Raw genomic sequence first — 26,699 nt, forward strand, 5'->3', positions numbered from 1 at the left:
GAGCGGCGGGCCGCGACAATCGCGTCCATGCCCTCGAGTCTCGCCGCCCCGGTCCACGCCGAACTGATCATCAAGAAGAGCCGCTTCATCGGCTGCGTGGAGGCCGTGCCCGACCGGGCCGCCGCGCTGGCGCGCGTCGCGCGACTCCGCGCCGAGCACCCCGGCGCCGCGCATGTCTGCTGGGCGCTGATGGCAGGCGGCCAGTCCGCCGCCAACGACGACGGCGAACCGGGCGGCACCGCCGGCCGGCCGATGCTCGAGGTGCTCCGGCACCAGGACCTGGACGGCGTGCTGGCGACGGTGGTGCGCTACTTCGGCGGCGTGAAGCTCGGCGCGGGCGGCCTGGTTCGCGCGTACACCGACGCCATCGCGCAGGCGCTGCTGAAGGCGGAGAAGGTCCCGGTGGTCCGGCTGCGCACGCTGCGCTGCACCCTGCCCTATGCGCAGGAAGGGCTGCTGCGCCGCGAGGCAGAGAAGGCGGGCGCCGAGCTCGTGGAAGTGGCCCATGGGGCGCTCGTCGAGGTCACGCTGCGGCTGCCTGACGCTGTGGCCGCGGCATTCGTCGCGGGCTTGAACGAGGCGGGGCAGGGGCGGATCGGCTGGCTCAAGTCCGAGGGCGGCTAGCCGGCCGCCACGCAGCGGCGCACGTTGGCCTCCACGGCGGTCGCGATCGACTTGCGCGTCGCGCGGCGGACGCCCTCCGCGTCCAGCGCCGGCTCGAGTTCTTGCGCGGCCTCACACATCGCGTCGATCGTCTGCGCGGCCACGCTGTCAGCGATGTCGTGCGCTCGCGCCAGTTGGAGTGGAGGATTTGCGGCTCCTGGCCCGCTGACGTGGAGGCTCGTCGAGGCGCTCAAGGTCAGCAATGCTGAGCGTCTCCCTGGGCTTGAACGAATCACCGAGTTCATTGATCAGCGACAGGGCCTGCAGCACCTTCACCATCGACGACACGGTGGCATTGCCGCCGGACTCGAGGTGCTTGACGGCATTCAAGGCAATTCCCGCGCGCCTGGCCAACTCCTGCTGGGTCCAACCTCGTCGCAACCGGTGGTGGCGCAGCCGAGCGCCGATCTCGCCCTGGATCTGCCCTGCGGAAGCCAGTCTGAAGTCCATGTGATATTGGCCTTTATAGAGACCGTAAACCGATATTTTTGTCGCTTAGCGTACTCTAAAAGGGCCACTATGCAACGGGAACGTCTACTCAGGGCCACCTATTGACCGAGGCGTTCCGCCGTCGCCACGCCACCCCTGCATCGCCCATCCGCGAAGCCTGTGTCCCCCACGGCCCCTAGAATCGCGGGCTGCTTTCCCCACTTCCGCGCGAGACTGCCCGTGGCCGCAACCATCCTCCAAAAGATTCCCGCCGGCGAGCGCGTCGGCATCGCCTTCTCCGGCGGCCTGGACACCAGCGCCGCGGTGCACTGGATGCGCGGCAAGGGCGCCATCCCCTGCGCCTACACCGCCAACCTCGGCCAGCCCGACGAGAGCGACTACGACGAGATCCCCCGCAAGGCCAAGGCCTACGGCGCCGAGATCGCCCGCCTGATCGACTGCCGCGCGCAGCTCGTGGCGGAAGGCATCGCCGCCATCCAGTGCGGCGCGTTCCACATCAAGAGCGGCGGCGCCACCTACTTCAACACGACGCCGCTGGGCCGCGCCGTGACCGGCACCGCGCTGGTCGTGGCGATGCGCGAGGACGGCGTCAACATCTGGGGCGACGGCTCGACCTTCAAGGGCAACGACATCGAGCGCTTCTACCGCTACGGCCTGCTCGCCAACCCGTCCCTGAAGATCTACAAGCCCTGGCTGGACCAGACCTTCATCGACGAACTCGGCGGTCGCAAGGAGATGAGCGAGTACCTCATCGCCAACGGCTTCGACTACAAGATGAGCGTGGAGAAGGCCTACTCGACCGACTCCAACATGCTGGGCGCCACCCACGAGGCGAAGGACCTGGAGTTCCTCAACAAGGGCATGCACATCGTCAACCCGATCATGGGCGTGGCCTTCTGGAAGGACGACGTCGCAATCAAGTCGGAGACGGTCACCGTGCGATTCGAGGAAGGCGTCCCGGTCGCGATCAACGGCCAGACCTTCGCCAATCCGGTCGAGCTGTTCATGGAAGCGAACCGCATCGGCGGCCGGCACGGCCTGGGCATGTGCGACCAGATCGAGAACCGCATCATCGAGGCCAAGTCCCGCGGCATCTACGAAGCCCCCGGCATGGCGCTGCTGCACATCGTCTACGAGCGCTTGGTCACCGGCATCCACAACGAGGACACGATCGAGCAGTACCGCATGAACGGCATGAAGCTCGGTCGCCTGCTCTACCAGGGCCGCTGGTTCGACCCGCAGTGCCTGATGCTGCGCGAGACCGCCCAGCGCTGGGTCGCCCGCGCGATCACCGGCGAAGTGACGCTGGAACTGCGCCGCGGCAACGACTACACGATCCTCGACACCGTCAGCCCCAACCTGACCTACGCGCCGGAGCGCCTGTCGATGGAGAAGGTCGAGGACGCGGCCTTCACGCCGGCCGACCGCATCGGCCAGCTGACGATGCGCAACCTGGACATCGCCGACACCCGCGACAAGCTCGGCGTCTACAGCCGCAGCGGCCTGCTGGGCAAGAACTCGGAAGGTTCGATCCCGCTGCTGACCGGCGGCGACGAGTGATCCGGCGGGCCCTGACGGGTCCGTTGCTTCGGGACCGGCCGCGCGGGCCGGAAAGCAAAAAGCCGCTGAGCGATCAGCGGCTTTTTCTTCGTGAGCGCGACGCCCGGTGGGCGTCCGGACCTCAACTGCGGCGGCGACGCGCCACGAAGCCCAGCGCGCCCAGGCCGGCCAGCATCAGCGCGTAGCTGTGCGGCTCCGGCACCGACGGCGCGATCGTCGCGTTGACGTTGGAGCTCAGGAACTCGGCGCGCAGACCGGTGAAGTTGTAGGTGCGGTCGACGGTGTCGGTGACGACGAACTGCAGCGTGTTCACGCCCGCCAGGAAACCGCTCGAGGCCGCGAACGAGGTCCAGCCGGCATAGCCGCGCTCGCTGGAGATCGTCGAGATCACATTCCCGTTGAGCAGCAGCACGCCCTTGTTGTCCGCCGCCCACTGGCCGCTGAACGAGGCGCTGCTGGCGTCGAAGCCGGTCAGGTCGAAGCTCAGCGACCAGGTGAAGGTCGAGTTCGAGGTCGGGCTGTAGTTCGTGTTCTGGTTGGCGCCGGGGATCAGCCACGAGGAGCTGGCCGTGTTGGCGAGCCAGCTCGGGAACGGATCCAGGCTGCCGTTGCTGACGATGCCGTTGCCGGTCAGGCCGGCCGCGTTGCCGATCGCGCTGAACGAGTAGTGGCTGTCGGTGCTGCCGGCGGCCAGGCCGGCACCGGTGTTCACCAGTCCGCCGATGGCGGTGGCGGCGGCGAGGCCGCTGAACAGCGTGGCGGCCACAGCGATGGAAGTACGAACGAACAGCGTCATGCCAGATCCCGAGCGGTGAGTAGGTCTTGTGCTGGCGATTTTCCCTAAAGCTAGGGATTCACAACCCCCCGTGGGCGCGGGGGGACACCACAGTCCAGATCGGGGGTCGGGACTTGCGTCACGCCCCATGCGGGCGCCCCCCGCCCTTCAGGGGGTCGTGCCCGCACCGATGTCGGGCGGCGCGGACGGATCCGGTGCGGGCGTCGCGAGCGGGTCGATGCGTGGCAGGTGGCCCAGCTTGTCCGGATTGCGCTGGACATAGATCGCGCTGATGCGGCCAGGCGCCGTCGCGGGTCGCAGCGCCACCGTCTGGATCGGCTCGCCGGCGGTGTCGTAGACGATGTAGCCCGGCAGTCCGTTGACCTGCGCCGGGCGCACCCGCCAGTCGCGGCTGGTGCGCATCCGGACGAAGCCGACGAAGGTCCGCGCCACCAGCGCGCCGCCCTCGAGCATCCGCGGCACCGCGGACACCTTGCCGCCGCCATCGGCCAGCAGCACCGCATCGTCGGTCAGCACGCGGGCCAGGCCCTCGACGTCGAAGGACTGCAGCGCCCCCATGAAGGCCTGGAACAGGCGCTGGCGTTCTTCGTCCTCGACCTCGTGGCGGGCGTAGTCCGCCTTGACATGCTGCCGCGCCCGACTCGCCAACTGGCGGCAGGCCGCGGCACTGCGCCCCAGGCGGCGCGCGATCTCGTCGAAGTCCAGTTCGAAGACCTCATGCAGCAGGAAGGCCGCCCGCTCCAGCGGCGACAGCCGCTCCAGCGTCAGCATGAAGGCCACCGACACGTCCTGGGCGAACTCGGCCTGCACCTCGGGGCTGGGCGACCAGTCGCTGGCCTCGTCGACCAGGGGCTCGGGCAGCCAGACACCGACGTACTGCTCGCGGCGCGCCGCCGCCGACTGCAGCCGGTCCAGGCAGAGGTTGGTCACCAGGCGCGACAGAAAGGCCCCCACATGCCGCACCGCGGTCTCGTCGACGTCGGCCCAGCGCAGCCAGGCTTCCTGGACGATGTCCTCGGCCTCGGCGCGGGATCCCAGCATCCGGTAGGCGAGCGCGCGCAGCGGGCGCGCATGGTCGCGGTCGAAGCGCAGCGCGCGGGCGGCGGCGGACAGGTCCGGCCTCGGCTGGCCGTCCGGCCGGGTCTGGGCGGCGGAATCGAGCGTGGCGCCGGGCGGAGGGCCGGCCGAGGCATCGGAAGGGGGCATGGCGGATGGTCCGTTGTCGTCTTGCTCACAAGACGACGCAGCCTAGCCGTTCGTGACATCGGCCGGAAGCGCCCCGGCGCGGGACGCCGCCCCAACGAGGCCGGCGGAGCCGGCCGGCGCGCGGCTCAGACGCGGGCCCGTTCCAACAGCATCGCGTCGCCGTAGCTGAAGAAGCGGTAGCGCTGGGCGATCGCATGGCGGTACAGCGCCATGATCGGCTCGTAGCCGGCGAAGGCCGAGACCAGCATCATCAGCGTGCTCTTGGGCAGATGGAAATTGGTCACCAGCCGGTCCACGACCTGGAAGTCGAAGCCGGGCGTGATGAAGATGTCGGTCTCGCGCGCCCCGGCCTTCAGGCCGCCGCCGAGCGCCGCCGACTCCAGCGCGCGCAGCGTCGTGGTGCCGACCGCCGTGACCTTCCCGCCGGCGGCGCGGCAGCGCGCGATCGCGTCGACGGTGTCCTGCGTCACCTGGAACCACTCGCTGTGCATCTTGTGCTCGGCCAGCGACTCGACCCGCACCGGCTGGAAGGTGCCGGCGCCGACGTGCAGCGTCACATGCGCGGTGCCGACGCCGCGCTCGGCCAGGCGCGCCAGCAGCGCCTCGTCGAAATGCAGCGCGGCGGTCGGCGCGGCGACCGCACCGGGCTCGCGCGCGAACACGGTCTGGTAGCGCCGCACGTCATCGGCGGAGTCGCCATGCGCGATGTACGGTGGCAGCGGCACATGGCCATGGCGCTCGAGCAGCTCGAACGGATCGCCCGACAGGCGCAGGTGGAACAGGCCGTCGTCCGGCCCGCAGCGGCCGAGCACCTCGGCATCGAAGGCGTCGGCGAAACGCACCACCGCGCCGGGCTTGGGACTCTTGCTGGCGCGCATGTGGGCCCAGACCTCGCGCGTGCCGGGCAGCACGCGCTCCACCAGGGCCTCGACCGCGCCGCCACTGGCCTTCGCGCCATACAGGCGGGCCTTGATGACCTTGGTGTCGTTGAACACCAGCAGGTCGCCGGGGTTGAGCAACTCGGGCAGCTCGCGGAACACGCGGTCGACCGGCGGGTCGACGCGGCCATCGAGCAGCCGTGAGGCGCTGCGTTCGGCGGCAGGATGCTGGGCGATGAGTTCGGGAGGCAGAGCGAAGTCGAAATCGCTCACCGTGAAGAGACGGGACATGCGCGTTGAGGGCCGGACGGACCCGTGCCAATCGGAGGAGAAACGGAAGCGGCGATTGTCCCACGCGGCCCCGGCGCGCCCCGCCCGCGGACGCTCACTGCCAGCGCGCGCCCTGGTGCAGCAGCGCCGCCAGCCGGCCGTTGCCCTGCAGCTCGCCGACGCCGCGGGAGAGCGCCGCGGCGAAGCGCTCGCCCTCGGGCCGGACCTTCGAGAACACCGTGTACAGCGGGATCTCCGAAACCGCCGGGTCGAGCCACGCGAGCTTGCCGGCCGCCTCGCGCAGCTGCGTCTCCAGCAGGTGGGCGCCGACGCCCTTGTCGATCAGCACCAGGTCGACGCGCCCGGCCAGCAGCTTGCGCAGATTGGCGAGATCGTCCACCGCGCCTTCGACGGACAGGTTCGCCGCCTCGAAGCGGGGCGGATTCACATAGCCGTGGACGACGCCGATGCGCAGCCCCGCCAGTGCCCCGAGGTCGTCGATGCGGCGCTTGCGGTCGGTCCGCGTCATGAAGCCGACCTGGTTCACGATGCCCAGCGGATGCGGGAAGCGCATCGTGCGCTCTCGTTCCTCGGACCGCCAGGTGCCGATGACACCGTCGTGGTCGCCGCGCTGGAACTCGAGCAGCGCACGCGCCCAGGGCCGGAAGCTCAGTTCCATCTCTCGGCCCGCCTGCCGCAGCGCGGCGCGGGTGACCTCGCAGGCCACGCCGCCGCCCGGCAGCGTGCTGCCGGTGTACGGCGGGAACTCGGTCGCGACCATGCGCAGCGGCCGTTCCGCCGCGCGCGCCGGCAGCACCGGCAGGGCGGCGGCGAGCCAGAGGAGGCTGTCGCGGCGGGTGGTCATGATCGGGTCGAGACGGGCTGGCCAGAAGGTCGGCACAGCCTAGCAGCCGACCGTGGCGACTGACGCCTCGTCGACCCGGGGGAAATGCCCGGTTGCGGTCCCGGAAGCGGCAATCGATCACGCCGGGCCATGAAAAAGCCGGCCGGGTCTGGCGACCGGGCCGGCTTCGGGGGACGGGCGACCGGCCCGTCGGCAGGTCGCGCGACGGCTTACTGGCCGCCGGTGCCGGTGGCCAGCAGGGTGCCGGCGTTGCCGGCGACCCAGCCGGTGCGGGCGTCGACGAAGAAGACCTGCGTCAGCGCGCTCTGCGTGCCGACGAACTGCTTCCTCCAGGTCGCGCCGCCATCGGTGGTCATCAGCACGGTGCCGCTGTCGCCGACCGCCCAGCCCTGCTGCGCCGTCAGGAATCGGATTCCACGCAGGCCGGTCATGGGCAGGCTGACGCTGGTCTGGAGGGTCCAGCTCGCGCCGCCGTCCTTGCTCGACATCAGCAGGCCCGCATCGCCGACGGCCCAGAGGGTGTCGGCATCGCTGAAGGCCAGTTGGTTGATCGCCGCGCTGGTGCCGGAGAAGCGGCCGGTGAAGGTCTTGCCGCCATCGGTGGTGACGACCACCGCGCCACCGTTGCCGACCAGCGTGCCCTTGAGCGGGTTGCTGAACTTCAGGTCGTTGTAGCGGCCGTCCAGTGTCGCCTGTTGCGTCCAGGACTTGCCGCCGTCCGTCGTCGCGAGCAGCAGCTGACGCGGTTGCGACTGCTGGTACTCGCTCGCCAGCGCGAAGCCGTTGGCGGCGTCGATGAAGTGGAAGGCGGTGATGCTGCGTCCGCTCGACTGCAGCGGCGTGAGCCAGCTCACGCCGCCATCGTCGGTCAGGTAGATGCGACCGTCCGCGGCCAGCAGCCAGCCCTTCTTCGCATCCACGAACTGGAAGCGCGGCAGCATCGAGTAGTAGCCCGAGGTGGTCAGCCCGCCGACCTTGACCGTCCAGTCCAGGCCGCCGTTGGCGGTTTCCATCAGGTCCCCCTTGGCCGACAGCGCCAGACCGCGCTTGGCGTCGAAGAACCAGAAGGCCTGCAGCGTCTTGCCCACCGCATCGGCATCCGGGCCCGCGATGCGCTTCCAGTTCTGCAGGTCGGTGCTGATCCGCGTCACGTTGTCCCAGCCGGTGACCAGCCAGGTTTGCGCATCGATCTGGGTGAGCTGGCTACCGTAGTCCAGCCGCGCGGCGCGCCAGGTGAGGCCGAGATCGGTGCTGATGTCGGTCACGGTGCCGGCGCCAGACGCCGGGTAGTACTGCCGCATCCAGACGCCGCGGGCGATCACGCCATAGCTGACCGAGAACCCGGGGTAGACATTCGCCGGCGCCGCCACCGCGGTCCAGGTCCGTCCCCCGTCGATGCTGCGGTGCAGGGTGCCGTTGGCGACGATGGCCCCGGTGGACGCATCGGAGAACTGCGGATTGCCCTGCGAGAAGTAGCCGGTCGACGGCAGGCCCTGCGGGACGACCGCTTCCCAGCTCTGGCCGCCGTCGGCACTGCGGCGGATCGAGAGGGTGTAGACCCAGCCCTGGCCGCTCACATAGTTCGAGCTCGTCCCGGAGGCCACCACCGCATTGCCGAAGACCTGGAAGCCGCTCAGCGGCACGCTGGGCGCGGCCGGCAGCACCACCGTCGAGGTCTTGCCCAGGTCGGTGGACTTGCGCAGCGCGCCATTGTCGAACCACCACAGCGCGCCGTCGGCGGACAGCATCGGCTCCTGCGCCAGCGACGCCTGGCTCCAGGTCGCGCCGCCGTCGGTGGTCGCGCGGACCTGGCCGTTCATCGACATCACCATCGTGCTGGCGCCGGCCAGCTGCAACGAGGCGCCGGTCATCGGCGGCTGCGCGGTCGGCTGCAGCGTCCAGCGCGCGCCACCGTCGGTGGTGCGCAGCAGCGCGCCCGCGTCGCCAGCCGCCCAGCCGTTGTTGGCGTCGGAGAAGCGGATCGTCGTCAGCCGCGTCGTCAGGCCGGTGGGCTGCTTGGTCCAGCTGACGCCGCCGTCGCGGGTGCGCAGGATCTCGCCGTTGTCGCCGACCGACCAGCCATTGCTCGCGTCGATGAAGAAGAAGGCCAGCGGTACCGTGCCGGTCGGCCGCGGCGCCTGCCAGCACCAGCCGGCGCCATCGGCGCCGGTGCAGCTCAGGCCCTGCACATGGGCGCGGTTGTTGACCGACACCGTCCACTTCACTTCCTTGGAAGCGCCGGCCGCGTTCGAGACCTTCAGCGTCACCGCGTAGTCGCCGACCTTGGCGTAGTCGTGCTTGGGGCTCGCCTCGGTGCTGCTCGTGCCGTCGCCGAAGTTCCACGCGAAGCTCAGGCCGGTCGTCGCCGCGGCATTGCTGGTGAAGGCGGTGCCGGCCGCGACGTCGGTCGAGGCGGCGGCGGCGATCGCCAGGTTGTCCGGAATCGCCACGCCCTGGACCGGCGGCGTCGGTGCCGGCGCTTCGCCTCCACCACCGCCTCCGCCGCAGGCGCTCAGCAGCGCAGCACTGATCAGCACGCCAGCCCAGCCGGCGCGCATGCTTTCGTTCTTGTTCAAGGAATCCTCCCGATGTATCAATTTGTCTTCTTTTTGAAGCGGGCGGATTCTGCCCCAGGCCTGGGGCGAGCCAGCCTCGGGTCCACCCGCTCCACCCGAACGGGGGAGACGCCGAGGCAGAATCGCGGCCATGTCCGAGGCCCGCAGCACCGTCCCGTCGCCGTCGCCCGCCGCGAAACGCGCGGGGGCCGACCCGGGCGAGCGCGCGACCGCGGCGGAGACGCCGATCGCCAAGTCGGCGCCGCAGAAGGCGATGGAGAAGCTGGGGCTGACGCGCGACATCGATCTCGCGCTGCACCTGCCGCTGCGCTATGAGGACGAGACCACGCTGACGCCGCTCGGCCAGGCCCGGGATGGCGACACGCTCCAGTGCGAGGGCGAGGTGATCGAGAGCCGCATCGAGCTCCGCGGGCGGCGGCAGTTGCTGGTCAAGCTCCGCGACGACGACGGCGCTCTGCTGACGCTGCGCTTCCTCCACTTCTATCCGTCGCACCAGAAGACGCTGGCGGTCGGCACCCGGGCCCGCGTGCGCGGCGAGATCCGCGTCGGCTTCTTCGGCCGGGAGATGGTCCACCCCAGCTTCCGCAAGGTCGAGGCGGACACCCCGCTGGCCGCGTCGCTGACGCCGGTGTATCCGACCAGCGCGCAACTGCCGCAGGCCTACCTGCGCAAGGCGGTCGCGTCGGCGCTGCGTCGTGCGCCGCTGGACGAGGTCCTGCCGCAGGTGCTGATTCCGCGCGGCCTGCCGCCGCTGCGCGAGGCGCTGAACTTCCTCCATCACCCGCCGCCGTCGGCCGGCCTGTCGACGCTGGAAGACCACACCCATCCGGCCTGGCAGCGGCTCAAGTTCGAGGAACTGCTCGCGCAGCAACTCAGCCAGCAGCGCGCCCAGCGAGAACGCGCTCACCTGCGCGCGCCAATGTTGCGCGGCGCGCCCGGCGGGCTGCATGAACGGCTGCTCGCCGCGCTGCCCTTCGCGCTGACCGGCGCGCAGCGGCGCGTCGCCGAGGAGATCGCCGCCGACCTGGCCCGCTCCCAGCCGATGCACCGGCTGCTGCAGGGCGATGTCGGCTCCGGCAAGACGGTGGTGGCGGCGCTTGCGGCGGCCGTGGCCATCGATGCCGGCTGGCAGTGCGCGCTGATGGCGCCCACCGAGATCCTGGCCGAGCAGCACTTCCGCAAGCTGATCGGCTGGCTCGAGCCGCTGGGCATCCGCGTGGCGTGGATCACCGGCAGCGTCAAGGGCAAGGCGCGGCAGAAGATGCTTGACGCGGCCGCCTCGGGCGAGGCGACGCTGGTCGTGGGCACGCACGCGGTCATCGAGGACAAGGTCCGCTTCCACCGGCTGGGGCTGGCGATCATCGATGAGCAGCACCGCTTCGGTGTCGCACAGCGACTGGCGCTGCGCAAGAAGCTCGCGGACGAGGCGGCCGGCGCCGCGGCGACCGCCGGGCCCGGCGTGCCGCCCGGTTCAGGCCCGCTCGAGCCGCACCTGCTGATGATGAGCGCCACGCCCATCCCGCGGACGCTGGCGATGACCTACTTCGCCGACCTGGACGTGTCGACGATCGACGAACTGCCGCCCGGCCGCAGCCCCATCGTGACCCGCGTGTTCGCCGACAGCCGCCGCGACGACGTGATCGAGAAGATCGCCGCCGCGGTCGACGACGGCCGCCAGGTCTACTGGGTCTGCCCGCTGATCGAGGAGTCGGAGGCGCTCGACCTCAAGAACGCCACCGAGACCCATGCCGAGCTCGGCGCCGCCCTGCCCGGGAAGATGGTCGGCCTGCTCCACGGCCGCATGGCGCCGGCGGAGAAGGCGGCGGTGATGTCGCTGTTCAGCGGCGGACAGATGCAGGTGCTGGTCGCGACGACCGTCATCGAGGTCGGCGTCGACGTGCCCAACGCCAGCGTGATGGTCATCGAGCATGCCGAACGCTTCGGCCTGTCGCAGCTGCACCAGCTGCGCGGGCGCGTCGGCCGCGGCTCGGTCGCCAGCGTGTGCGTGCTGATCTACACCGGGCCGCTCTCCGACACCGGCAAGTCGCGCCTACGCGCGATGGCCGAGACCACCGACGGCTTCGAGATCGCGCGGCGCGACCTTGACATCCGGGGTCCGGGTGAATTCATGGGCGCGCGGCAGAGCGGCGCGCAGCTGCTGCGCTTCGCCGACCTGCAGGAAGACGCGCCGCTGCTGAGCGCGGCGCGGGCACTGGCGCCGAAGCTGCTCGACGAACAGCCGCGGGCGGCCAGGCTGCAGGTGGAGCGCTGGCTCGGTCACAAGACCGAGTACCTCAAGGCTTAGCCCCAAGGGGTGGGGCCTGACGCTTCAGTTCAGGTCTGGGAAGGTCCGGGGCACTGCGTGAGTCGCCCTGACTGCGGGCGACCGAGCTTGGCCCCGCCAGGGCATGGGGGATCCCTCCAGGACCCCCAAGCCCTGCCCGGGCCCCTCCATCACCGAGCCGGTCGGTGGGGAGCGGCGCGGTGGGTGGGACCCCTGACGGGACTTACTTCAGCTGGATGGCCCAGTACAGGAGCACTTCGGTGGCGGTCACTTCGGAACCGCTGTAGAGCTGGGGTTCGGCATTGATCTTGTCGACCGTGGCCTGGCCCGAGATCACGCGGCCGAACACGGCATAGCCGGGCTGCGAGGCGCTCTTGTAGTCCAGCGAGGCGCTGTTGTCGACCGAGTTGAAATAGAACTGGCTGGTCGCCGAGTCCGCCGCGGTGCCACGCGCCATCGCGATCGTGTACTTCGTGTTGGAGAGGCCGACGTTGGTCTCCAGCTTGATCGTGCCGCCCAGATTGGCGCCCGGGTTCTTCGCCACGTAGCCGGTCGAGAGGCCGCCGCCCTGGACGACGAAGTTCGGCACGACGCGATGGAAGATCGTGTTGTCGTAGTACTTCGCGTTGACGTACTTCAGGAAGTTGTCGGTGGTGATCGGCGTGCGGGCATCCAGCTCGACGACCATCTCGCCGTCGCTGGTCAGCATGCACACGGTGTGCGCCGCGGTGCTCGCGTTCGACGCGGCGATGCCGGCGGCGCTGCAGCTCAGCGTCGGCGGCGTCGTCACCGGGTTCGGCTTCGGGCTCTGGGCCGGGCTGCCGCTGTCGTCATCGTCGCCACCGCCGCAGGCGGCCAGCATCAGGGCACCGCCCAGGGCGGCCGTCAGGGCCAGCCACCGGGGAGCGGCGGCGATCGAGGAAGAGAAGGAAGTCGTCTTCATGGGGGCTCGCAATGGGAGCTTGTGGCCCCCGCTTCTGGCAAAGAAGCGCGAAGTATCGTGGTCGCCTCGACATGCGTCATGGCCCCGGTGCGCGCCCCGCACGAAAACTGGTCGGGCTTTCCCTAACGCCGCCTTCACAAGGTGATGCGCTTCACCCAGCGATCCCGGACCGCCCAGGATCAGCGACAGAAAGACACCGCCGGTTTCAGAACTCGAGGTTGTCGATCAGCCGCGTCTGGCCGATCCTGGCCGCCGCCAGCGCGACCAGCGCCTCGCCCTCGCGCGCCGGGCCGAGGTCATGCCGCCGGCGCAGCGTGAGGTAGTCCGGCACCCAGCCCGCGTCGCGCAGCGCCTGCATCGCGTCCGCCTCGATGCCGTCGAGGTCGCGCTCGCCCGCCTGCCAGCGGCTGATCATCGATTTCAGCGTGCGCGAGAGCAGCAGCGCGTCCTGCTTCTGCTGCTCGCTCAGGTAGCCGTTGCGGGAGGACAGCGCCAGGCCATCGGCATTGCGCTCGGTCTCGCCGGCGAGGATGCGGATCGGCATCGCCAGCTGGTCGACCATGCGACGGATCACCATCAGCTGCTGGTAATCCTTCTTGCCGAAGACGGCCACGTCCGGCTGCACGATCTGGAAGAGCTTGGCCACCACGGTGCAGACGCCGATGAAGAAGCCGGGCCGGAAGTGGCCCTCGAGGATGTCGGCCAGCTCGGCCGGCGGATGGACCTTGTAGCCCTGCGGCTCGGGATACATCTCCCGCTCGTCGGGCGCGAAGACCAGGTCGCAGCCCGCACCCTCGAGCAGCTCGGCGTCCCGCGCCAGCGTGCGCGGATAGCGGTCGAAGTCCTCGTGCGGCGCAAACTGCAGCCGGTTGACGAAGATGCTGGCCACGACCTGGCCGCCCTCGCCCACCGCCGCGCGGGCCTGGCGCACCAGCGCCAGGTGACCGTCGTGCAGGTTGCCCATCGTGGGCACGAAGGCGACCGGGCGGCCGCCCGCGAGCGCGGCGCGCAGGCCGGCGATGTCGTGGTGGATCTTCATGATCAGTAGCTGTGCTCGGGCGCCGGGAAGGCGCCGGACTTGACGTCGGCGACGTAGCGCGCGAAGGCCTCGCCGACCGAGGCCGCGCCCCGCATGAAGTCGCGCACGAAGCGCGGCTTGCGGCCGCTGCCCACGCCCAGCATGTCGTGCATCACCAGCACCTGGCCGGAGCACTCGGCGCCGGCGCCGATGCCGATCACCGGCACGCCCAGCGTGCGCGTGAGCTCGCCGGCCAGCGCGGCGGGCACCATCTCCAGCAGCAGCATCTGTGCGCCGGCGTCGACGAGCTCGCGCGCATGCGCCCGGATCTGCGCCGCGCCGGCTTCATCGCGACCCTGGACCTTGTAGCCGCTCAGCGCGGTGACGGTCTGCGGCGTCAGCCCGAGGTGGGCGCAGACGGGAATGCCGCGCTCGGTCAGGAAGCGCACCGTGCCGGTGGTCCAGCCGCCGCCCTCGAGCTTGACCATGTGGGCGCCGGCCTGCGCCAGCCGCATCGCGTTGCGCCAGGCCACCTGCGGCGACTCGTGGTACGTGCCGTAGGGCAGGTCCGCCAGGATCCACGCCAGGCGGCGCGCACGCGCCACGCATTCGGTGTGATAGACCATCGCGTCCAGCGTCACCGGCACCGTCGTCTGCAGCCCCTGGACCACATTGCCCAGCGAGTCGCCGATCAGGATCGAATCGACGCCCGCGTCCTCCATCGCATGGGCGAAGGTGGCGTCGTAGGCGGTGAGCATCGCGATCTTCTCGCCGGCGGCATGCATGTCGAGCAGGCGCTGCAGCGTCACGGGCTTGCGGTCGGCGGTCGCCTGCGGGCGCGGCGCGGCGTAGGGGGTGGTCGGTTCGGTCATGCATGTCCCCTGGAGGATGGGCCGGGGCCCTGGGGTGGGGCGGCAGTGTACCGGGACGGTGCCAGAAGGCCGCTTTCTGAGGACAATGCCGGCCCATGACCCTCACCGAATTGCGCTACATCGTCGCCGTCGCCCGCGAGCGCCACTTTGGCCGTGCGGCGGAGGCCTGCTTCGTCTCGCAACCGACGCTGTCGGTGGCGATCAAGAAGCTGGAGGAGGAGCTCGACGTCAAGATCTTCGAGCGCGGCGCCAACGAGGTGACGATGACCCCGCTGGGCGAGGACATCGTGCGCCAGGCCCAGTCGGTGATCGAGCAGGCCAGCGCGATCAAGGACATCGCCAAGCGCGGCAAGGACCCGCTGGACGGACCGCTGCGGCTGGGGATCATCTACACGATCGGCCCCTACCTGCTGCCCGAGCTGGTGCGGCACTGCATCGACCTCTACCCGCGCATGCCGCTGATGCTGCAGGAGAACTTCACCCAGAAGCTGCTGGACATGCTGCGCACCGGCGAGCTGGACTGCGCGATCATGGCCGAGCCCTTCCCCGACGCCGGCCTGGCGGTGGCGCCGCTGTACGACGAGTCCTTCGTCGTCGCGGTGCCGGCGGTGCATCCGCTGGCGAAGAAGGAGCGCATCAGCGCCGAGGAGCTCAAGGCCGAGACCATGCTGCTGCTGGGCAACGGCCATTGCTTCCGCGACCACGTGCTGGAGGTCTGCCCGGAGTTCGCCCGCTTCTCCACCGACGCGGAAGGCATCCGCAAGAGCTTCGAGGGCAGCTCGCTGGAGACGATCAAGCACATGGTGGCCTCCGGCATGGGGGTCACGGTGGTGCCGGCGCTGAGCGTGCCGGACGATGTGCCGCCGCACCTGCGCTATGTCCCGTTCGAGGACCCGGCCCCGACGCGCCGTGTCGTGCTGGCCTGGCGCCGCACCTTCACCCGCTACGAGGCGGTCGCCGCGCTGCGCAACGCGGTCTATGCCTGCAAGCTCAGCGGCGTGAAGCTGCTCTCCTGACAGGCCGGCGGCCGGCCGGCAAGGCCCGCCCCCCTCGAAGCGGGGGTCGTCAGGGTATCCGTGAATTTCTCACGAAGTCCGCATCGATAGCCTCGCTGATGTCCACGGCGTCCACCCGGCTCCGTGGCCGCGCTCGCCCCGGACGCACCGTCCCGGGCGCGTCGCCATGTCCAACCATCGCATCAGGGGGAAATCTTGAAACTTCGACCCACCCTCCTCGCCGCCGCGCTGCTGACCGCGGGCGTGGCGCACGCCGGCCCGACCACCGTGTCGGGCTCCGCCAACGGCCTGAGCTGGACCGCCGCCAGCACCATCGTCGGCGTGACCTCCACGGCCACCGCCGCCGGCGGCGGCGATCCGCGCTACTTCGCGCCGCGCTCGCAGTACAGCGGCGTCGCGACGCTGATCATGGATTACGGCGCGGGCGGCCAGTTCATCTGCTCCGGCACGCTGCTGCCGAACCAGCGCTCGATCCTGACCGCCGCCCACTGCGTCAGCGACGGCACCAATGCGCGCCCGCTGAGCACCTCGGTCTACTTCTATACCGGCAACAACCCCGACAACATCACCTGGAACCAGCCTTCGTTCGCCTACCAGGTGACCAACTACGCGGTGCACGCCGCCTACACCGGCGAGGTGATCGACCAGAACGACATCGCCGTGCTGTCGCTGGACAAGCTGGTGGATTGGTCGGTCAAGTCCCACGGCCTGTACGAAGGCGATGACCTGACCGGCAAGGACTTCAACATCGCCGGCTACGGCGCCCGTTCCGACGCCGGCGGCAACACCGGCGCCAACCTGGGCACCGGGCGCCTGCGCCAGGGCGACAACCGCTATGAGTTCCGCCTCGGCGACGCCGACTTCGCCGGCGCCTGGGCCGACATCCTGGGCGAGCCGGCCAGCCAGATCGAGCACACCTACCTGTCGGACTTCGACAACGGCCTGCCCGCCAACGACCTGGCCTGCAACATCGCGGTGGACGGCCTGGGCCTGCCGCCCAGCGCCAAGTTCTGCAACACCGGCCGCGGCGCCGACGAGGTGTCCTCGGCCGGCGGCGACTCGGGCGGCCCGGAGTTCATCGACGACAAGGTGGCGTCGGTGACTTCCTTCGGCCTGACCTTCGGCAGCGCCTGGGGCGATGTGGACAACGCGCTGAACAGCAGCTTCGGCGAGTTCAACGGCTTCGTGCCGGTGAGCATCCACCGGGACTTCATCAACGCCAATGCGGTGCCGGAGCCGGCCACCTTCGCGCTGGCCGGCCTGGGCCTGCTGGGCCTGGGTTGGAACCGCCGCCGTCGCGTCCCGGCCTGATCGCCGACGCGCCAGCGAAAGCCGCCTTCGGGCGGCTTTTTCATTGGCCACCTCCGCGTTTGATTCTGCCTATGACGGCTTTGAGACTATTCAAATTGCTGATTCGATAGCCAATCACTAAAGTCACCGCTCATGGACCGCCGACATCCTCCGTCCGGGAGATGTGGGCGGCGAGTCGAGGACCTACAAACGCGGCGAGCGCCCGATGCGCCTCCCGTCGTGGGTCCCAACTGCAAGGAGCAAGACATGACCCTCCGATCCGGGCAACGCACCATGGGGTGGCTGCTGGTCGCCGCCGGCGCCGCGCTGAACACCCAGACGCTGATCGACTGGTTGCGCCACAGCGTCGCCTGACGCGCGCGGCGTTCACACGGCCGCTCCAGCGGATCGGTTAGGCTGCGCAGCGTCTTTTTGTCTTCCATTCCCCAGAAGGAGTCCCTCGATGGCCAAGAAGAGCCCCTCTCCCGCCAAGGCCGCCTCCGCCAAGGGCGCGCCGTCCATCCAGATCGGCATCAGCGACAAGGACCGCGCCGCGATCGCGCAGGGCCTGTCCAAGCTGCTGGCAGACACCTACACGCTGTACCTGACCACGCACAACTTCCACTGGAATGTGACGGGACCGATGTTCAACTCGCTGCACGCGATGTTCATGGCCCAGTACACCGAGCTGTGGAACGCGGTCGACCCGGTGGCCGAGCGCATCCGCTCGCTGGGCCACAAGGCGCCGGGCTCGTACGCCCAGTTCGCGCAGCTGAGTTCGCTGCCGGACGCGCCGGCCACGCCGCCCAAGGCGCTGGACATGGTGCGCATCCTGGTGGACGGCCATGAAGGCGTCGCCCGCACCGCGCGCGCGCTGTTCGACCTGGTCGACAAGGCCAGCGACGAACCGACCGCCGACCTGCTCACCCAGCGCCTGACGGTGCATGAGCAGACCGCGTGGATGCTGCGCTCGCTGCTGGAAGAGTGATCGCCGCGACGGCGGGCGCCGCCCGCCGCAGGCTGCGAGGGGACCGCGAGGTCCCCTTTTTCATGGGCCGGCGCGGACTCAGCCGATCGCCTTGATGCGTCCGCCGCGGCGGGCCTCGGCCAGCATCGATGCGAGCGCGCAGGAGGCCAGCCGCGCGGTGCGCGAATCGGCACGGCTGGTCAGCACGATCGGCACCTTCGCGCCGAGCACCACCCCCGCCGCATAGGCCTGCGCCAGGAAGCTCAGGCTCTTGGCCAGCATGTTGCCGGCGTCCAGGTCCGGCACGATCAGCACGTTGGCGCGGCCCGCCACCGGCGACACGATGCCCTTGATGCGCGCCGCCTCCGGGTCGATCGCGTTGTCCATCGCCAGCGGGCCGTCCAGCACCGCGCCCGTGATCTGCCCGCGGTCGGCCATCTTGCACAGCGCCGCCGCCTCGATCGTCGACGGCACCTTCGGATTCACCGTCTCCATCGACGACAGCAGCGCCACCCGCACCTCGGGCAGGCGCAGCGCATGCGCCAGGTCGATCGCGTTCTGCACGATGTCGACCTTCTCCTCCAGCGTCGGCTCGATGTTGATCGCCGCGTCCGAGATGATCAGCGGCTGCGGATGCCCCGGCACGTCCATCACGAAGCAGTGGCTGATGCGCCGCGAGGTGCGCAGCCCACCCTCGCGGCGCACGACGGCGCCCATCAGCTCATCGGTATGCAGGCTGCCCTTCATCAGCGCGTCGACGCTGCCCTTGAGCGCCATCGCCACCGCCATCTCGGCGGCCGCGTGGCTGTGCGGGACGTCGAACAGGGTGAAGCGCGCCAGGTCCACGCCGGCTGCCGCCGCGGCCTCCGACACCTTGCCCGCCGGACCGATCAGCACCGGCTCGATCAGCCCCAGCGACGCGGCCTCGGTGGCAGCAAGCAGCGCCACGTCGCTGCACGGATGCACGACCGCCATGCGCAGCGGGGGCAGGTGGCGCACGGCCTCGATCAGGCGGTCGTAATGCGGATGTGCGCTCGGGGGATGCGCGCCGGGCGGATGCGCGTCGGATGAGGTGGGCGACGGCGCCTGGCCGTCCGGCGCGCTCACGATTCGGAACGAGGTGGTCACTGACTGGCTCCCTGTGCTGCAGGACAGCACGGCGTCCCGTTATCGCCGCGCGTTCGGACATGTTTTCCGACGACACGACCCGCCATGCGCTTGACCCTGCTTGTTCCTCGGGCTTTCACGACGAGTCGCGATCGATGATGCATGCTGCGCTGCAACAAATCAAGCAAGGCGGCCGTCGCGCGGCCGTGCCAGGAGCGAGCGAATGTTCGGAACCACCGACTGGATCCACGGCTGGCAGAACTACACCACCGACGCCTGGCAACGGGCCTTGCTGACGCTGGACACGATGCGCGAACGGGGCAATGTGTTCCTGGAGCACCTGCACGCCGGCAAGCCGGCGCTGCTCAAGTTCGAGCACGAGCTGCTGCTCGATGGCCGCGACCTTCCGCAGCCCTGCAACTACGCGCTGCTGCGCATCCTGCCGCCCGACGGCGAGGTCATCGACCCGACGCGCCGTCCCATCGTCGTGATCGATCCGCGCGCCGGCCATGGGCCGGGCATCGGCGGCTTCAAGCCGGACTCCGAGATCGGCGTCGCGCTGCGCGCCGGCCATCCGGTCTACTTCATCACCTTCGAGCCGGAGCCGGTCGAGGGCCAGACGCTGCTGGACGTGGCGCGCGCCGAGGCGCAGTTCATCGAGGAGGTGATCCGCCGCCATCCGCAGGCGCCGGGCCATCCGTCCGTCATCGGCAACTGCCAGGCCGGCTGGGCGGTGGCGGCGCTGGCCGCGGTGCGCAGCGACCTGATGGGGCCGATCATCCTGAACGGCGCGCCGCTGTCGTACTGGGCCGGCTCGCCGCAGCAGAACCCGATGCGCTACTCCGGCGGCGCGCTCGGCGGAGCGTGGCTGTCGGCGTTCTCGGCGGACCTCAGCGGCGACCGCTTCGACGGCGCGCACCTGGTCTCGAACTTCGAGAACCTCAACCTCGCCAACACCTGGTGGGACAAGTACTACCACCTCTACGCCAACGTCGACACCGAACGCGAGCGCTTCCTCGACTTCGAACGCTGGTGGGGCGGCTACTTCCGCATGACGGGCGAGGAGATCGAGGCGATCGTCGAGAACCTGTTCATCGGCAACCGCCTGGCGCGGGGCGAGGTCGAGATGGAGGGCTATCGCCTGGACCTGCGCAACATCGCCGCGCCGATGGTGATCTTCGCGTCCTGGGGCGACAACATCACGCCGCCGCAGCAGGCGCTGGACTGGATCATCGATGTCTGGGGCAGCGAGAAGGCGCTGGTCAAGGCCGGCCGGACCATCGTCTATATGCTGCATCCGCGCATCGGGCACCTGGGCATCTTCGTCGGCGGCGGCATCGCGCGGCGCGAGCATGAGCAGATCCTGGACACGCTCGAGCAGATCGCCGCGCTGCCGCCGGGCCTCTTCGAGATGAAGATCGACGCCCGCGATCCCGACGCGCCGCTGGCGGCGCTGGAGTCGGGCGACTACTCGGTCAGCTTCGAGACCCGCAGCGTCGACGACCTGCGCGCGCTCAACCCCGAATGCCGCCGCGACGAGGCGCTGTTCAGCACGATCGCGCAGGTGTCGGAGGCCAACATGCGCCAGTACCGCCAGTGGCTGCAGCCCGCGGTGCGCGCCACCGGCGGCAAGCTGCTGGGCGAATGGCTGCGCTGGCTGCATCCGTTGCGCCAGCAGCACCTGGCGATCTCCGACCTGCACCCGCTGGCGCCCTGGATCAGGCAGGCCGCGGACAGTGCTCGCGCGCGGCGTCAGCCGGTCGAGCCCGACAACCCCTGGCTGCAGTGGGAGCAACTGGGCTCGCGCTGGATCAGCGAATCGCTGGACCGCATCGGCCACCAGCGCGACGCGGCGCTGGTGCACTGGGTCGAGGCGGTCTACGGCCCGCACGGACTCGGCGCCCTGATGCCGCCGCGCGAGGACGACCGCGCGTCGAGCGCCGCGCATGCCCGGGCCGACGAGCGGGAAGGCCGCCGCATGGCGCTGGAGCAGGTCGAGCAGGGCGGCTTCGCCGACGCGGTCTGTCGCATCCTGCTGGCCGGGTTGGCGCACCGGGGCGTGATCCAGCGGCGCGGCCTCATCCTGGGTCAGATGCTGGCCGACGCGCACCGCCGCATGGCGCAGGACGGCGCGCTCGTCGAAGGCACCGTCGCCGCCGCGCCGGGCGAGGACTGGGCGACGCTGCTGCACCGGCAGGCGCTGATCGTCACCTTCGCGCCGGACGAGGCGATGGCCGCGCTGCCGCTGCTGCTGCCCACGCTCGAGGACCGGGAACAGGCGGTGGCGCTGGCCGGCGCGGTGCTGATGGCCGAGGCGGAGCTCGCCGACCCGGGCTCGCCGGCGGCGCGCCGTGTCCATGAGCTGCTGCACGTCGATCCGGCGCGCGTCGCCGAGATGGCGCAGGCGCTCTCCTCGCCCGCCGCGGCGACGGTCTCGATCGCGGCCTCGCCCAAGCCGCGGCGTCGCCGGGCGGTCGCATGAACACCGCCGCCATCCAGTTCGGCCGGCTGCTGGCCGGCCGCAAGGTGCTGGTCACCGGCATCGCCAACGACCAGTCGATCGCCTTCGGCTGCGCGCGGGCGTTCCGCGCGATGGGCGCCGACCTGGCGCTGACCTACCTCAACGACAAGGCGCTGCCGCATGTCCAGCCGCTGGCGCAGGCCCTGGGCGCCGAGCTGCTGCTGCCGCTGGACCTGCGCCAGCCCGAGGCGCTGGATGCCGTCTTCGCCGCGGTCTCGGACCGCTGGGGCGTGCTGCATGCGGCGCTGCACTCGATCGCGTTCGCGCCGAAGGAGGACCTGCACGGGCGCCTGGTCGACAGCAGCGCGGCCGGCTTCTCGATGGCGATGGACATCTCCTGCCACAGCTTCATCCGCATGGCGCGCCTGGCCGAGCCGCTGATGCGCGCCGAGGGCGGCACCCTGTTCACGATGAGCTTCCAGGGCGCCAGCAAGGTCGTCGAACACTACAACCTGATGGGACCGGTCAAGGCGGCGCTGGAGGCCTCGGTGCGCTACCTGGCGCATGAACTGGGCCCGTCGGGCATCCGCGTGCATGCGATCTCGCCAGGACCGATCGCGACGCGGGCGGCCTCGGGGCTGGAGGAATTCGACCAGCTGCTCGCCGACGCCGCCGCACGCGCGCCGGCCCATGCGCTGGCGACGATCGACGACGTCGGCTACGCGACCGCGATGCTCGCGGCCGATCACGCGCGGCTCATCACCGGTTCCACGCTGTACGTCGACGGCGGTTATCACATCATGGGGTGAGCGATGGATCCAAGGCTGGAAGGCGAGTTCATCGCGGTCGTCAACGCTGGCTCGTCCAGCATCAAGCTGTCGATGTTCTCGCTGCACGACGATCGCCGGCTGGGCCCGCTGCGACTGGAACTGCGCGCGCAGGTCGAGGGCCTGGGCACCGCGACGCCGCATTTCGAGGCCGCGCATGCCGACGGCACGAAGGCGGGCTCGCGCGACTGGCCGGTCGGCGAGCGGCTCGGCCATGAAGGTGCGCTGGAGCACCTCGTCGAGTTCATCCGGCACGAGTTTCCGGGCCTCTCGATGCTGGGCATCGGGCACCGCGTCGTCCACGGCGGCACCGCCTTCCAGGAACCGGTCGTGGTCACGCCGGAGGTGCTGGCTCGTCTGGAGACGCTGATCCCGCTGGCGCCGCTGCACCAGCCGCACAACCTGGCGCCGATCCGCCGCGCCTTCGCCGCCGCGCCCGGCCTGCCGCAGGTGGCCTGCTTCGACACCGCCTTCCACCGCGGCCAGTCCGACGTCGCCGACGCCTTCGCGCTGCCGTACGCGCTCTTCGAGGCCGGCGTGCGCCGCTACGGCTTTCACGGGCTCAGCTACGAGTACATCGCGTCGCGCCTGCCGGCGCTGTCGCCGCGGCTGGCGGACGGACGCGTCGTCCTCCTGCACCTGGGCAACGGGGCGAGCGCCTGCGCGCTGCACCGTGGCCGCAGCATCGCCAGCAGCATGGGCTTCACCGCCGTGGACGGGCTGCCGATGGGCACGCGCAGCGGCGCGGTCGACCCCGGCGTGCTGATCTACCTGATGGACGAGCAGCGCATGGATGCACGCGAGCTGGAGACGCTGCTCTACAAGCAGTCCGGGCTGCTGGGACTGTCGGGCGTGTCCAGCGACATGCGGCAGCTGCTGGCCAGCGACGCGCCGCGGGCGCGCTTCGCGATCGATGTGTTCGTGCACCGCGTCGCGCGCGAGATCGGCGCGCTGGCGGCCGAGATGGGCGGCCTCGACGGCCTGGTGTTCACCGCCGGCATCGGCGAGCACTCGGCGGAGATCCGCCGGCGCGTGCTGTCGCGCTGCCTCTGGCTGGGGGTGTCGGTGCAGGACGCGGCCAACCGCGACGGCCCGCCCGAGCGCCGCATCAGCACCGTCGACAGCCGCTGCGAGGCCTGGGTCATCCCCACCGACGAGGAACTCATGATGGCGCGTCACACCTTCCGCCTGCTCGCCGCCGAAAGGAAGTCCCCATGAGAACGCCCAAGCAACGCCACAGCGCCGAGGAATGGGAGAAGACCGTCGAGGACGTGGACCTGGAGATCGCACAGCTGGCGATCATGTGCCACGTCCGTCTGCTGGACCCCGGGGTGATCGAGCGGGTGCTCGACAACGACGCGCGCGTCTGCCGTGAGGGTCATGAAGGCGGTTTCGAGAAGCTGCGCGGCATGCTCTACCTGCACTACGAGGTCCAGGCCCGGCTCGCCGAGGAACTCGGTCCGGTCGACGCCGCGGGCATCGTCCAGCGGGTGCGCCAGCACCTGCTGACGCGCATCGGGACGCAGCTCGGCACGCTGGGCGCGACCGCCCCGCAATAACCCCACCGGCTTGGACCGGCCGGACGGCGGCGCTACAGTGGGCCGCATCGCCTCGTGGGGCCTCCCATGCGCATTGCCATCCTCTCCTTCGACGGCTTCAATGAGGTCGACAGCTTCCTCCCGCTGGGGCTGCTGAACCGGCTCAAGCCGCAAGGCTGGTCCGCCGAGCTGTGCGGACCGGGACCGGCGGTGACCTCGATGAATGGCGTCACCGTGCAGCTGAAACGCCCGCTCGAATGGGCCAACGAGGCTGACGCGGTCTGGTTCGGTTCCGGCATCTACACCCGGGCCATCGCGGAGAACTCCGCGCTGCTCGACCGGCTGCAGATCGATCCGACGCGGCAGCTGATCGCCTCGCAGTGCTCCGGCGCGCTGCTGGTGGCGCGACTGGGCCTGCTGGGCGACGCGCCGGCCTGCACCGATGCGAGCACCCGGCCCTGGCTGGTCGAGGCCGGCGTGCGGGTGCTGGACGAGCCGTTCCATGCCCGCGGCCCGGTGGCGACCTCGGGCGGCTGCCTGGCCTCGCAATACCTGGCGGCATGGCTGATGTGGAGCAAGGCCGGCGAGGCCGCCACCCGCGACGCGCTGACCTATTCCGCCCCGGTCGGCGAGAAGGCGGACTACGTCGAGCGCCTGCTGGCCCGGGTCCGCCCGTTCATGGCGCCTGCCTGAGCGCCGCCGCACCGAACGGGTCCCGGGCCCCGTCTGGGAAGAACCCCGATAATCGCGGGTTCGCCGCCCAAGAGCCGTCATGTCCACCGATCAGCCGAGCCGTATCCAGTCCGAAGTGCGCCGTCGCCGCACCTTCGCCATCATTTCCCACCCGGACGCGGGCAAGACCACGCTGACGGAAAAGCTGCTGCTGTTCTCCGGCGCGATCCAGATCGCCGGCTCGGTGAAGGCGCGCAAGGCCTCCCGGCATGCGACCTCCGACTGGATGGAGATCGAGAAGCAGCGCGGCATCTCGGTGGCCTCGTCGGTGATGCAGATGGAGTACCGGGACTGCGTCATCAACCTGCTCGACACCCCGGGCCACCAGGACTTCTCCGAGGACACCTACCGGGTGCTGACCGCCGTCGACGCGGCGCTGATGGTGATCGACGCGGCCAACGGCGTGGAGCCGCAGACGCGGCGCCTGTTGCAGGTCTGCCGGGCGCGCAACACGCCGATCCTCACATTCGTCAACAAGCTGGACCGTGAGGTCCAGGAACCGCTGGCGCTGATGGACGAGATCGAGCGCGAGCTCGGCATGACGGTCGTCCCGTTCACCTGGCCGGTGGGCATGGGCAAGCATTTCCACGGCGTCATGGACCTGCGCCAGCAGCGCATGCGGGTGTTCTCGCCCGGCGAGGACCGCGCCGCCGGCACCGAGGAAGTGCTCGACGGCCTGGACAACCCGGCCTATGTCGAGCGCTTCGGCATGCAGTACGAGAACGCGCAGGGCGAGATCGAGCTGGTGAACGAGGCGGCACCCGCCTTCGACGAGGAAGCCTTCCTCAGCGGCAAGCAGACGCCGATGTTCTTCGGCTCCGCGGTGAACAACTTCGGCGTCCAGGAAGTGCTGGACGCGCTGGTGGAACTGGCGCCCGCGCCGGCCGAGCGCGCGGCGATGCAGCGCGTGGTGCAGCCGGAAGAGCCCAAGTTCACCGGTGTCGTCTTCAAGATCCAGGCCAACATGGACCCGGCGCACCGCGACCGGATCGCCTTCCTGCGGGTGGCCTCGGGCCACTTCGAGCGCGGCATGCGGCTCAAGGTCGTGCGCTCCGGCAAGGAGCTGCGGCCCAACACCGTGGTGAGCTTCCTGTCGCAGCGCCGCGAGTTGCTGGACGAGGCCTTCGCCGGCGACATCATCGGCATCCCCAATCACGGCGTGCTGCAGCTCGGCGACACCATCACCGAGGGCGAGGCCCTGCAGTACACCGGCCTGCCCTTCTTCGCGCCGGAGATGTTCCGCTCGGTGGAGGTGGCGGATCCGCTCAAGACCAAGCAGCTGCGCGAGGGCCTGCGCCAGCTCGGCGAGGAAGGCGCGATCCAGGTCTTCCGGCCCGAGGCCGGCAGCGTGCTGCTGCTGGGCGCCGTGGGGCAGCTGCAGTTCGAGGTCGTCGCCCACCGCCTGGAGCACGAGTACGGCGTCAAGGCCCGCATCACGCCAGCGCGCTACAACGTCGCCCGCTGGGTCACCTGCGACGAGGCCGACGGCGGCGAGAAGGAGCTGCGCCGCTTCATCGACCACAACGCCCACCGCGTCGCCTGGGACGCAGTGGGCGCGCCCACCGTGCTGCTGGAATATGCCGGCGAACTCCGCGCGATGCAGGAGAACTGGCCCAAGATCAAGTTCCACGCGCTGCGGGAGCACGCGGGCCTGGTCTTCCAGAAGCAGATGGACGCCTGAGCCGGCGCGGTCCGGCGGACTCCGGACTCAGTACCCGAGCTGCCAGCCCACCAGCCACAGACCGGTGTTGATGCCGGCATAGCGCTCGTAGCCCGCCGTCACCGCCACATGCCGACCGAACTCCAGCGCCAGGCCGGCGCCGGCGCTCACGGTGGTCTTGTCGCTCGGATTGACGCCGTCCTCGCGCGACATCTTGGTGCGGCCGACGCCGATGCGGCCGGTCAAGCTGAACATCTGCGACACCGGATAGCGGCCGACGGCGGCGACGCCGACATGGGAATCCGGGTACTCGAAGTCGCGGCGCGGACCGAAGACCTTGAACTCCAGGCTACGTGCATACAACTCGACGCCATAGTTGGCATTGAAGCGGTAACCGAGCGAGTAGCCGACGGACAGCTGGCTGCCGTCGCGCTTGTAGGACTCGTGGCTGCCGTCGACGCCGCCCACGCCGAGCGACGCGTAGACGAGCGGATCATCCACGCCGGCGGCCGTGGCGGTGGTGGTGGTCAATGCGGCCAGTGTGGTCGCCATCGCGGCGATCCAGCGCTTCTTCATGTGAGGTTCTCCCTGGGTCTGAGGCGCAGCCGGACTCTCGCGGTCCCGCAGCCGGCGCGAGGATAGCGGCCGTCTTGCGGGAAACGTTCAGTCCCGACGCCGTCCCCTCTTCAGAGGGAAAGGGCTTCCCCGGGCTTGATGGCG

At 70.2% G+C, this 26,699-nt stretch carries 24 protein-coding genes; 12 read left to right on the plus strand and 12 right to left on the minus strand.

Translation table 11 applies throughout. The annotated features are described in order from the left end of the window. The first annotated feature begins 27 nt into the window (after positions 1–27). The gene (locus CS062_RS10430) at positions 28–624 is read left to right on the plus strand and encodes an IMPACT family protein (RefSeq protein WP_099861584.1); all 597 of its coding nucleotides are present in this window, start codon (positions 28–30) and stop codon (positions 622–624) included. Here the strand turns inward: CS062_RS10430 and CS062_RS26165 are convergent. Together CS062_RS26165 and CS062_RS10435 are read right to left on the minus strand one after the other, a co-directional pair. Next, positions 621–767 carry a hypothetical protein gene (locus tag CS062_RS26165; protein ID WP_158238741.1) on the minus strand — a complete coding sequence of 49 codons (147 nt, stop codon included), beginning with the start codon at positions 765–767 and terminating at the stop codon, positions 621–623. The genes CS062_RS10430 and CS062_RS26165 overlap by 4 nt on opposite strands. 4 nt (positions 768–771) lie before the next feature. Further along, complete coding sequence (locus CS062_RS10435; protein ID WP_099861585.1) at positions 772–1,113, minus strand: helix-turn-helix domain-containing protein; 342 nt, start codon at positions 1,111–1,113, stop codon at positions 772–774. Between the two features lie 219 nt (positions 1,114–1,332). Here CS062_RS10435 and argG point away from each other — a divergent pair, with 219 nt between their 5' ends. After that, entirely contained in the window at positions 1,333–2,673 is a 1,341-nt protein-coding gene (gene argG, locus CS062_RS10440; protein ID WP_099861586.1) for an argininosuccinate synthase, read from the plus strand. A gap of 121 nt (positions 2,674–2,794) precedes the next feature. On the opposite strand, the gene CS062_RS10445 is transcribed toward argG, so the two are convergent. The 5 genes from CS062_RS10445 to CS062_RS10465 form a co-directional block, all read right to left on the minus strand. Then, positions 2,795–3,469 carry a PEP-CTERM sorting domain-containing protein gene (locus CS062_RS10445; protein WP_099861587.1) on the minus strand — a complete coding sequence of 225 codons (675 nt, stop codon included), beginning with the start codon at positions 3,467–3,469 and terminating at the stop codon, positions 2,795–2,797. A gap of 147 nt (positions 3,470–3,616) precedes the next feature. Further along, positions 3,617–4,675 (minus strand): RNA polymerase sigma factor SigJ, encoded by a 1,059-nt coding sequence (gene sigJ / locus CS062_RS10450; RefSeq protein ID WP_099861588.1) that lies wholly within the window; start codon positions 4,673–4,675, stop codon positions 3,617–3,619. A gap of 125 nt (positions 4,676–4,800) precedes the next feature. Continuing rightward, complete coding sequence (gene queA / locus CS062_RS10455; RefSeq protein ID WP_099861589.1) at positions 4,801–5,844, minus strand: tRNA preQ1(34) S-adenosylmethionine ribosyltransferase-isomerase QueA; 1,044 nt, start codon at positions 5,842–5,844, stop codon at positions 4,801–4,803. Between the two features lie 94 nt (positions 5,845–5,938). Continuing rightward, positions 5,939–6,688 carry a substrate-binding periplasmic protein gene (locus tag CS062_RS10460; protein WP_099861590.1) on the minus strand — a complete coding sequence of 250 codons (750 nt, stop codon included), beginning with the start codon at positions 6,686–6,688 and terminating at the stop codon, positions 5,939–5,941. 209 nt (positions 6,689–6,897) lie between these two features. Then, positions 6,898–9,264 (minus strand): YCF48-related protein, encoded by a 2,367-nt coding sequence (locus tag CS062_RS10465; RefSeq protein ID WP_158238742.1) that lies wholly within the window; start codon positions 9,262–9,264, stop codon positions 6,898–6,900. A 130-nt stretch (positions 9,265–9,394) separates the two neighbouring features. On the opposite strand from CS062_RS10465, the gene recG reads away from it, so the two are divergent. Continuing rightward, entirely contained in the window at positions 9,395–11,569 is a 2,175-nt protein-coding gene (gene recG / locus CS062_RS10470; RefSeq protein ID WP_099861592.1) for an ATP-dependent DNA helicase RecG, read from the plus strand. A 202-nt stretch (positions 11,570–11,771) separates the two neighbouring features. Here recG and CS062_RS10475 read toward each other — a convergent pair whose 3' ends face one another. From CS062_RS10475 to panB, 3 genes are all read right to left on the minus strand, one after another. Further along, positions 11,772–12,491, minus strand: a complete 720-nt coding sequence (locus tag CS062_RS10475; RefSeq protein ID WP_099861593.1) for a peptidylprolyl isomerase — start codon at positions 12,489–12,491, stop codon at positions 11,772–11,774. Positions 12,492–12,696: 205 nt separating this feature from the next. After that, positions 12,697–13,530 carry a pantoate--beta-alanine ligase gene (gene panC, locus CS062_RS10480; RefSeq protein WP_099861594.1) on the minus strand — a complete coding sequence of 278 codons (834 nt, stop codon included), beginning with the start codon at positions 13,528–13,530 and terminating at the stop codon, positions 12,697–12,699. A gap of 2 nt (positions 13,531–13,532) precedes the next feature. Then, on the minus strand, positions 13,533–14,381 hold the full coding sequence (gene panB, locus CS062_RS10485; protein ID WP_099861595.1) for a 3-methyl-2-oxobutanoate hydroxymethyltransferase: 849 nt from the start codon (positions 14,379–14,381) through the stop codon (positions 13,533–13,535). Between the two features lie 95 nt (positions 14,382–14,476). On the opposite strand from panB, the gene CS062_RS10490 reads away from it, so the two are divergent. The 3 genes from CS062_RS10490 (at position 14,477) to CS062_RS10500 (ending at position 17,675) form a co-directional block, all read left to right on the plus strand. Beyond that, positions 14,477–15,397, plus strand: coding sequence for a hydrogen peroxide-inducible genes activator (locus CS062_RS10490; protein WP_099861596.1), 921 nt, complete (start codon positions 14,477–14,479; stop codon positions 15,395–15,397). A 195-nt stretch (positions 15,398–15,592) separates the two neighbouring features. Next, positions 15,593–16,708, plus strand: coding sequence for a trypsin-like serine protease (locus CS062_RS26860; protein WP_099861597.1), 1,116 nt, complete (start codon positions 15,593–15,595; stop codon positions 16,706–16,708). 442 nt (positions 16,709–17,150) lie between these two features. After that, complete coding sequence (locus tag CS062_RS10500; protein WP_099861598.1) at positions 17,151–17,675, plus strand: Dps family protein; 525 nt, start codon at positions 17,151–17,153, stop codon at positions 17,673–17,675. A gap of 78 nt (positions 17,676–17,753) precedes the next feature. Here CS062_RS10500 and CS062_RS10505 read toward each other — a convergent pair whose 3' ends face one another. Then, entirely contained in the window at positions 17,754–18,782 is a 1,029-nt protein-coding gene (locus CS062_RS10505; RefSeq protein ID WP_099861599.1) for a phosphate acetyltransferase, read from the minus strand. Positions 18,783–18,984: 202 nt separating this feature from the next. Between CS062_RS10505 and CS062_RS10510 the strand changes: the two genes are divergently transcribed. The 6 genes from CS062_RS10510 to CS062_RS10535 all read left to right on the plus strand — a co-directional run bounded on the left by CS062_RS10510 (position 18,985) and on the right by CS062_RS10535 (position 26,000). After that, on the plus strand, positions 18,985–21,243 hold the full coding sequence (locus CS062_RS10510) for a DUF3141 domain-containing protein (protein WP_099861600.1): 2,259 nt from the start codon (positions 18,985–18,987) through the stop codon (positions 21,241–21,243). After that, positions 21,240–22,031 (plus strand): enoyl-ACP reductase FabI, encoded by a 792-nt coding sequence (fabI, locus tag CS062_RS10515; RefSeq protein ID WP_099861601.1) that lies wholly within the window; start codon positions 21,240–21,242, stop codon positions 22,029–22,031. The genes CS062_RS10510 and fabI overlap by 4 nt, the downstream gene beginning before the upstream one ends. Before the next feature lie 3 nt (positions 22,032–22,034). After that, positions 22,035–23,267, plus strand: coding sequence for an acetate/propionate family kinase (locus tag CS062_RS10520; RefSeq protein ID WP_099861602.1), 1,233 nt, complete (start codon positions 22,035–22,037; stop codon positions 23,265–23,267). Then, a complete protein-coding gene (locus tag CS062_RS10525) occupies positions 23,264–23,608 on the plus strand; it encodes a hypothetical protein (protein WP_099861603.1) in 345 nt (114 codons plus the stop codon). The genes CS062_RS10520 and CS062_RS10525 overlap by 4 nt, the downstream gene beginning before the upstream one ends. A gap of 66 nt (positions 23,609–23,674) precedes the next feature. Beyond that, entirely contained in the window at positions 23,675–24,280 is a 606-nt protein-coding gene (locus tag CS062_RS10530; RefSeq protein WP_099861604.1) for a DJ-1/PfpI family protein, read from the plus strand. A 79-nt stretch (positions 24,281–24,359) separates the two neighbouring features. Further along, positions 24,360–26,000: a peptide chain release factor 3 gene (locus tag CS062_RS10535; protein WP_099861605.1), complete on the plus strand. Its 1,641-nt coding sequence runs from the start codon at positions 24,360–24,362 to the stop codon at positions 25,998–26,000. A gap of 27 nt (positions 26,001–26,027) precedes the next feature. Here the strand turns inward: CS062_RS10535 and CS062_RS10540 are convergent, their stop codons facing one another. Then, positions 26,028–26,555, minus strand: a complete 528-nt coding sequence (locus tag CS062_RS10540; protein WP_099861606.1) for an outer membrane beta-barrel protein — start codon at positions 26,553–26,555, stop codon at positions 26,028–26,030. Positions 26,556–26,699 lie beyond the last annotated feature (144 nt).

This window comes from Roseateles chitinivorans (assembly GCF_002761755.1).
Taxonomy (GTDB): Bacteria; Pseudomonadota; Gammaproteobacteria; order Burkholderiales; family Burkholderiaceae_C; genus Roseateles; species Roseateles chitinivorans.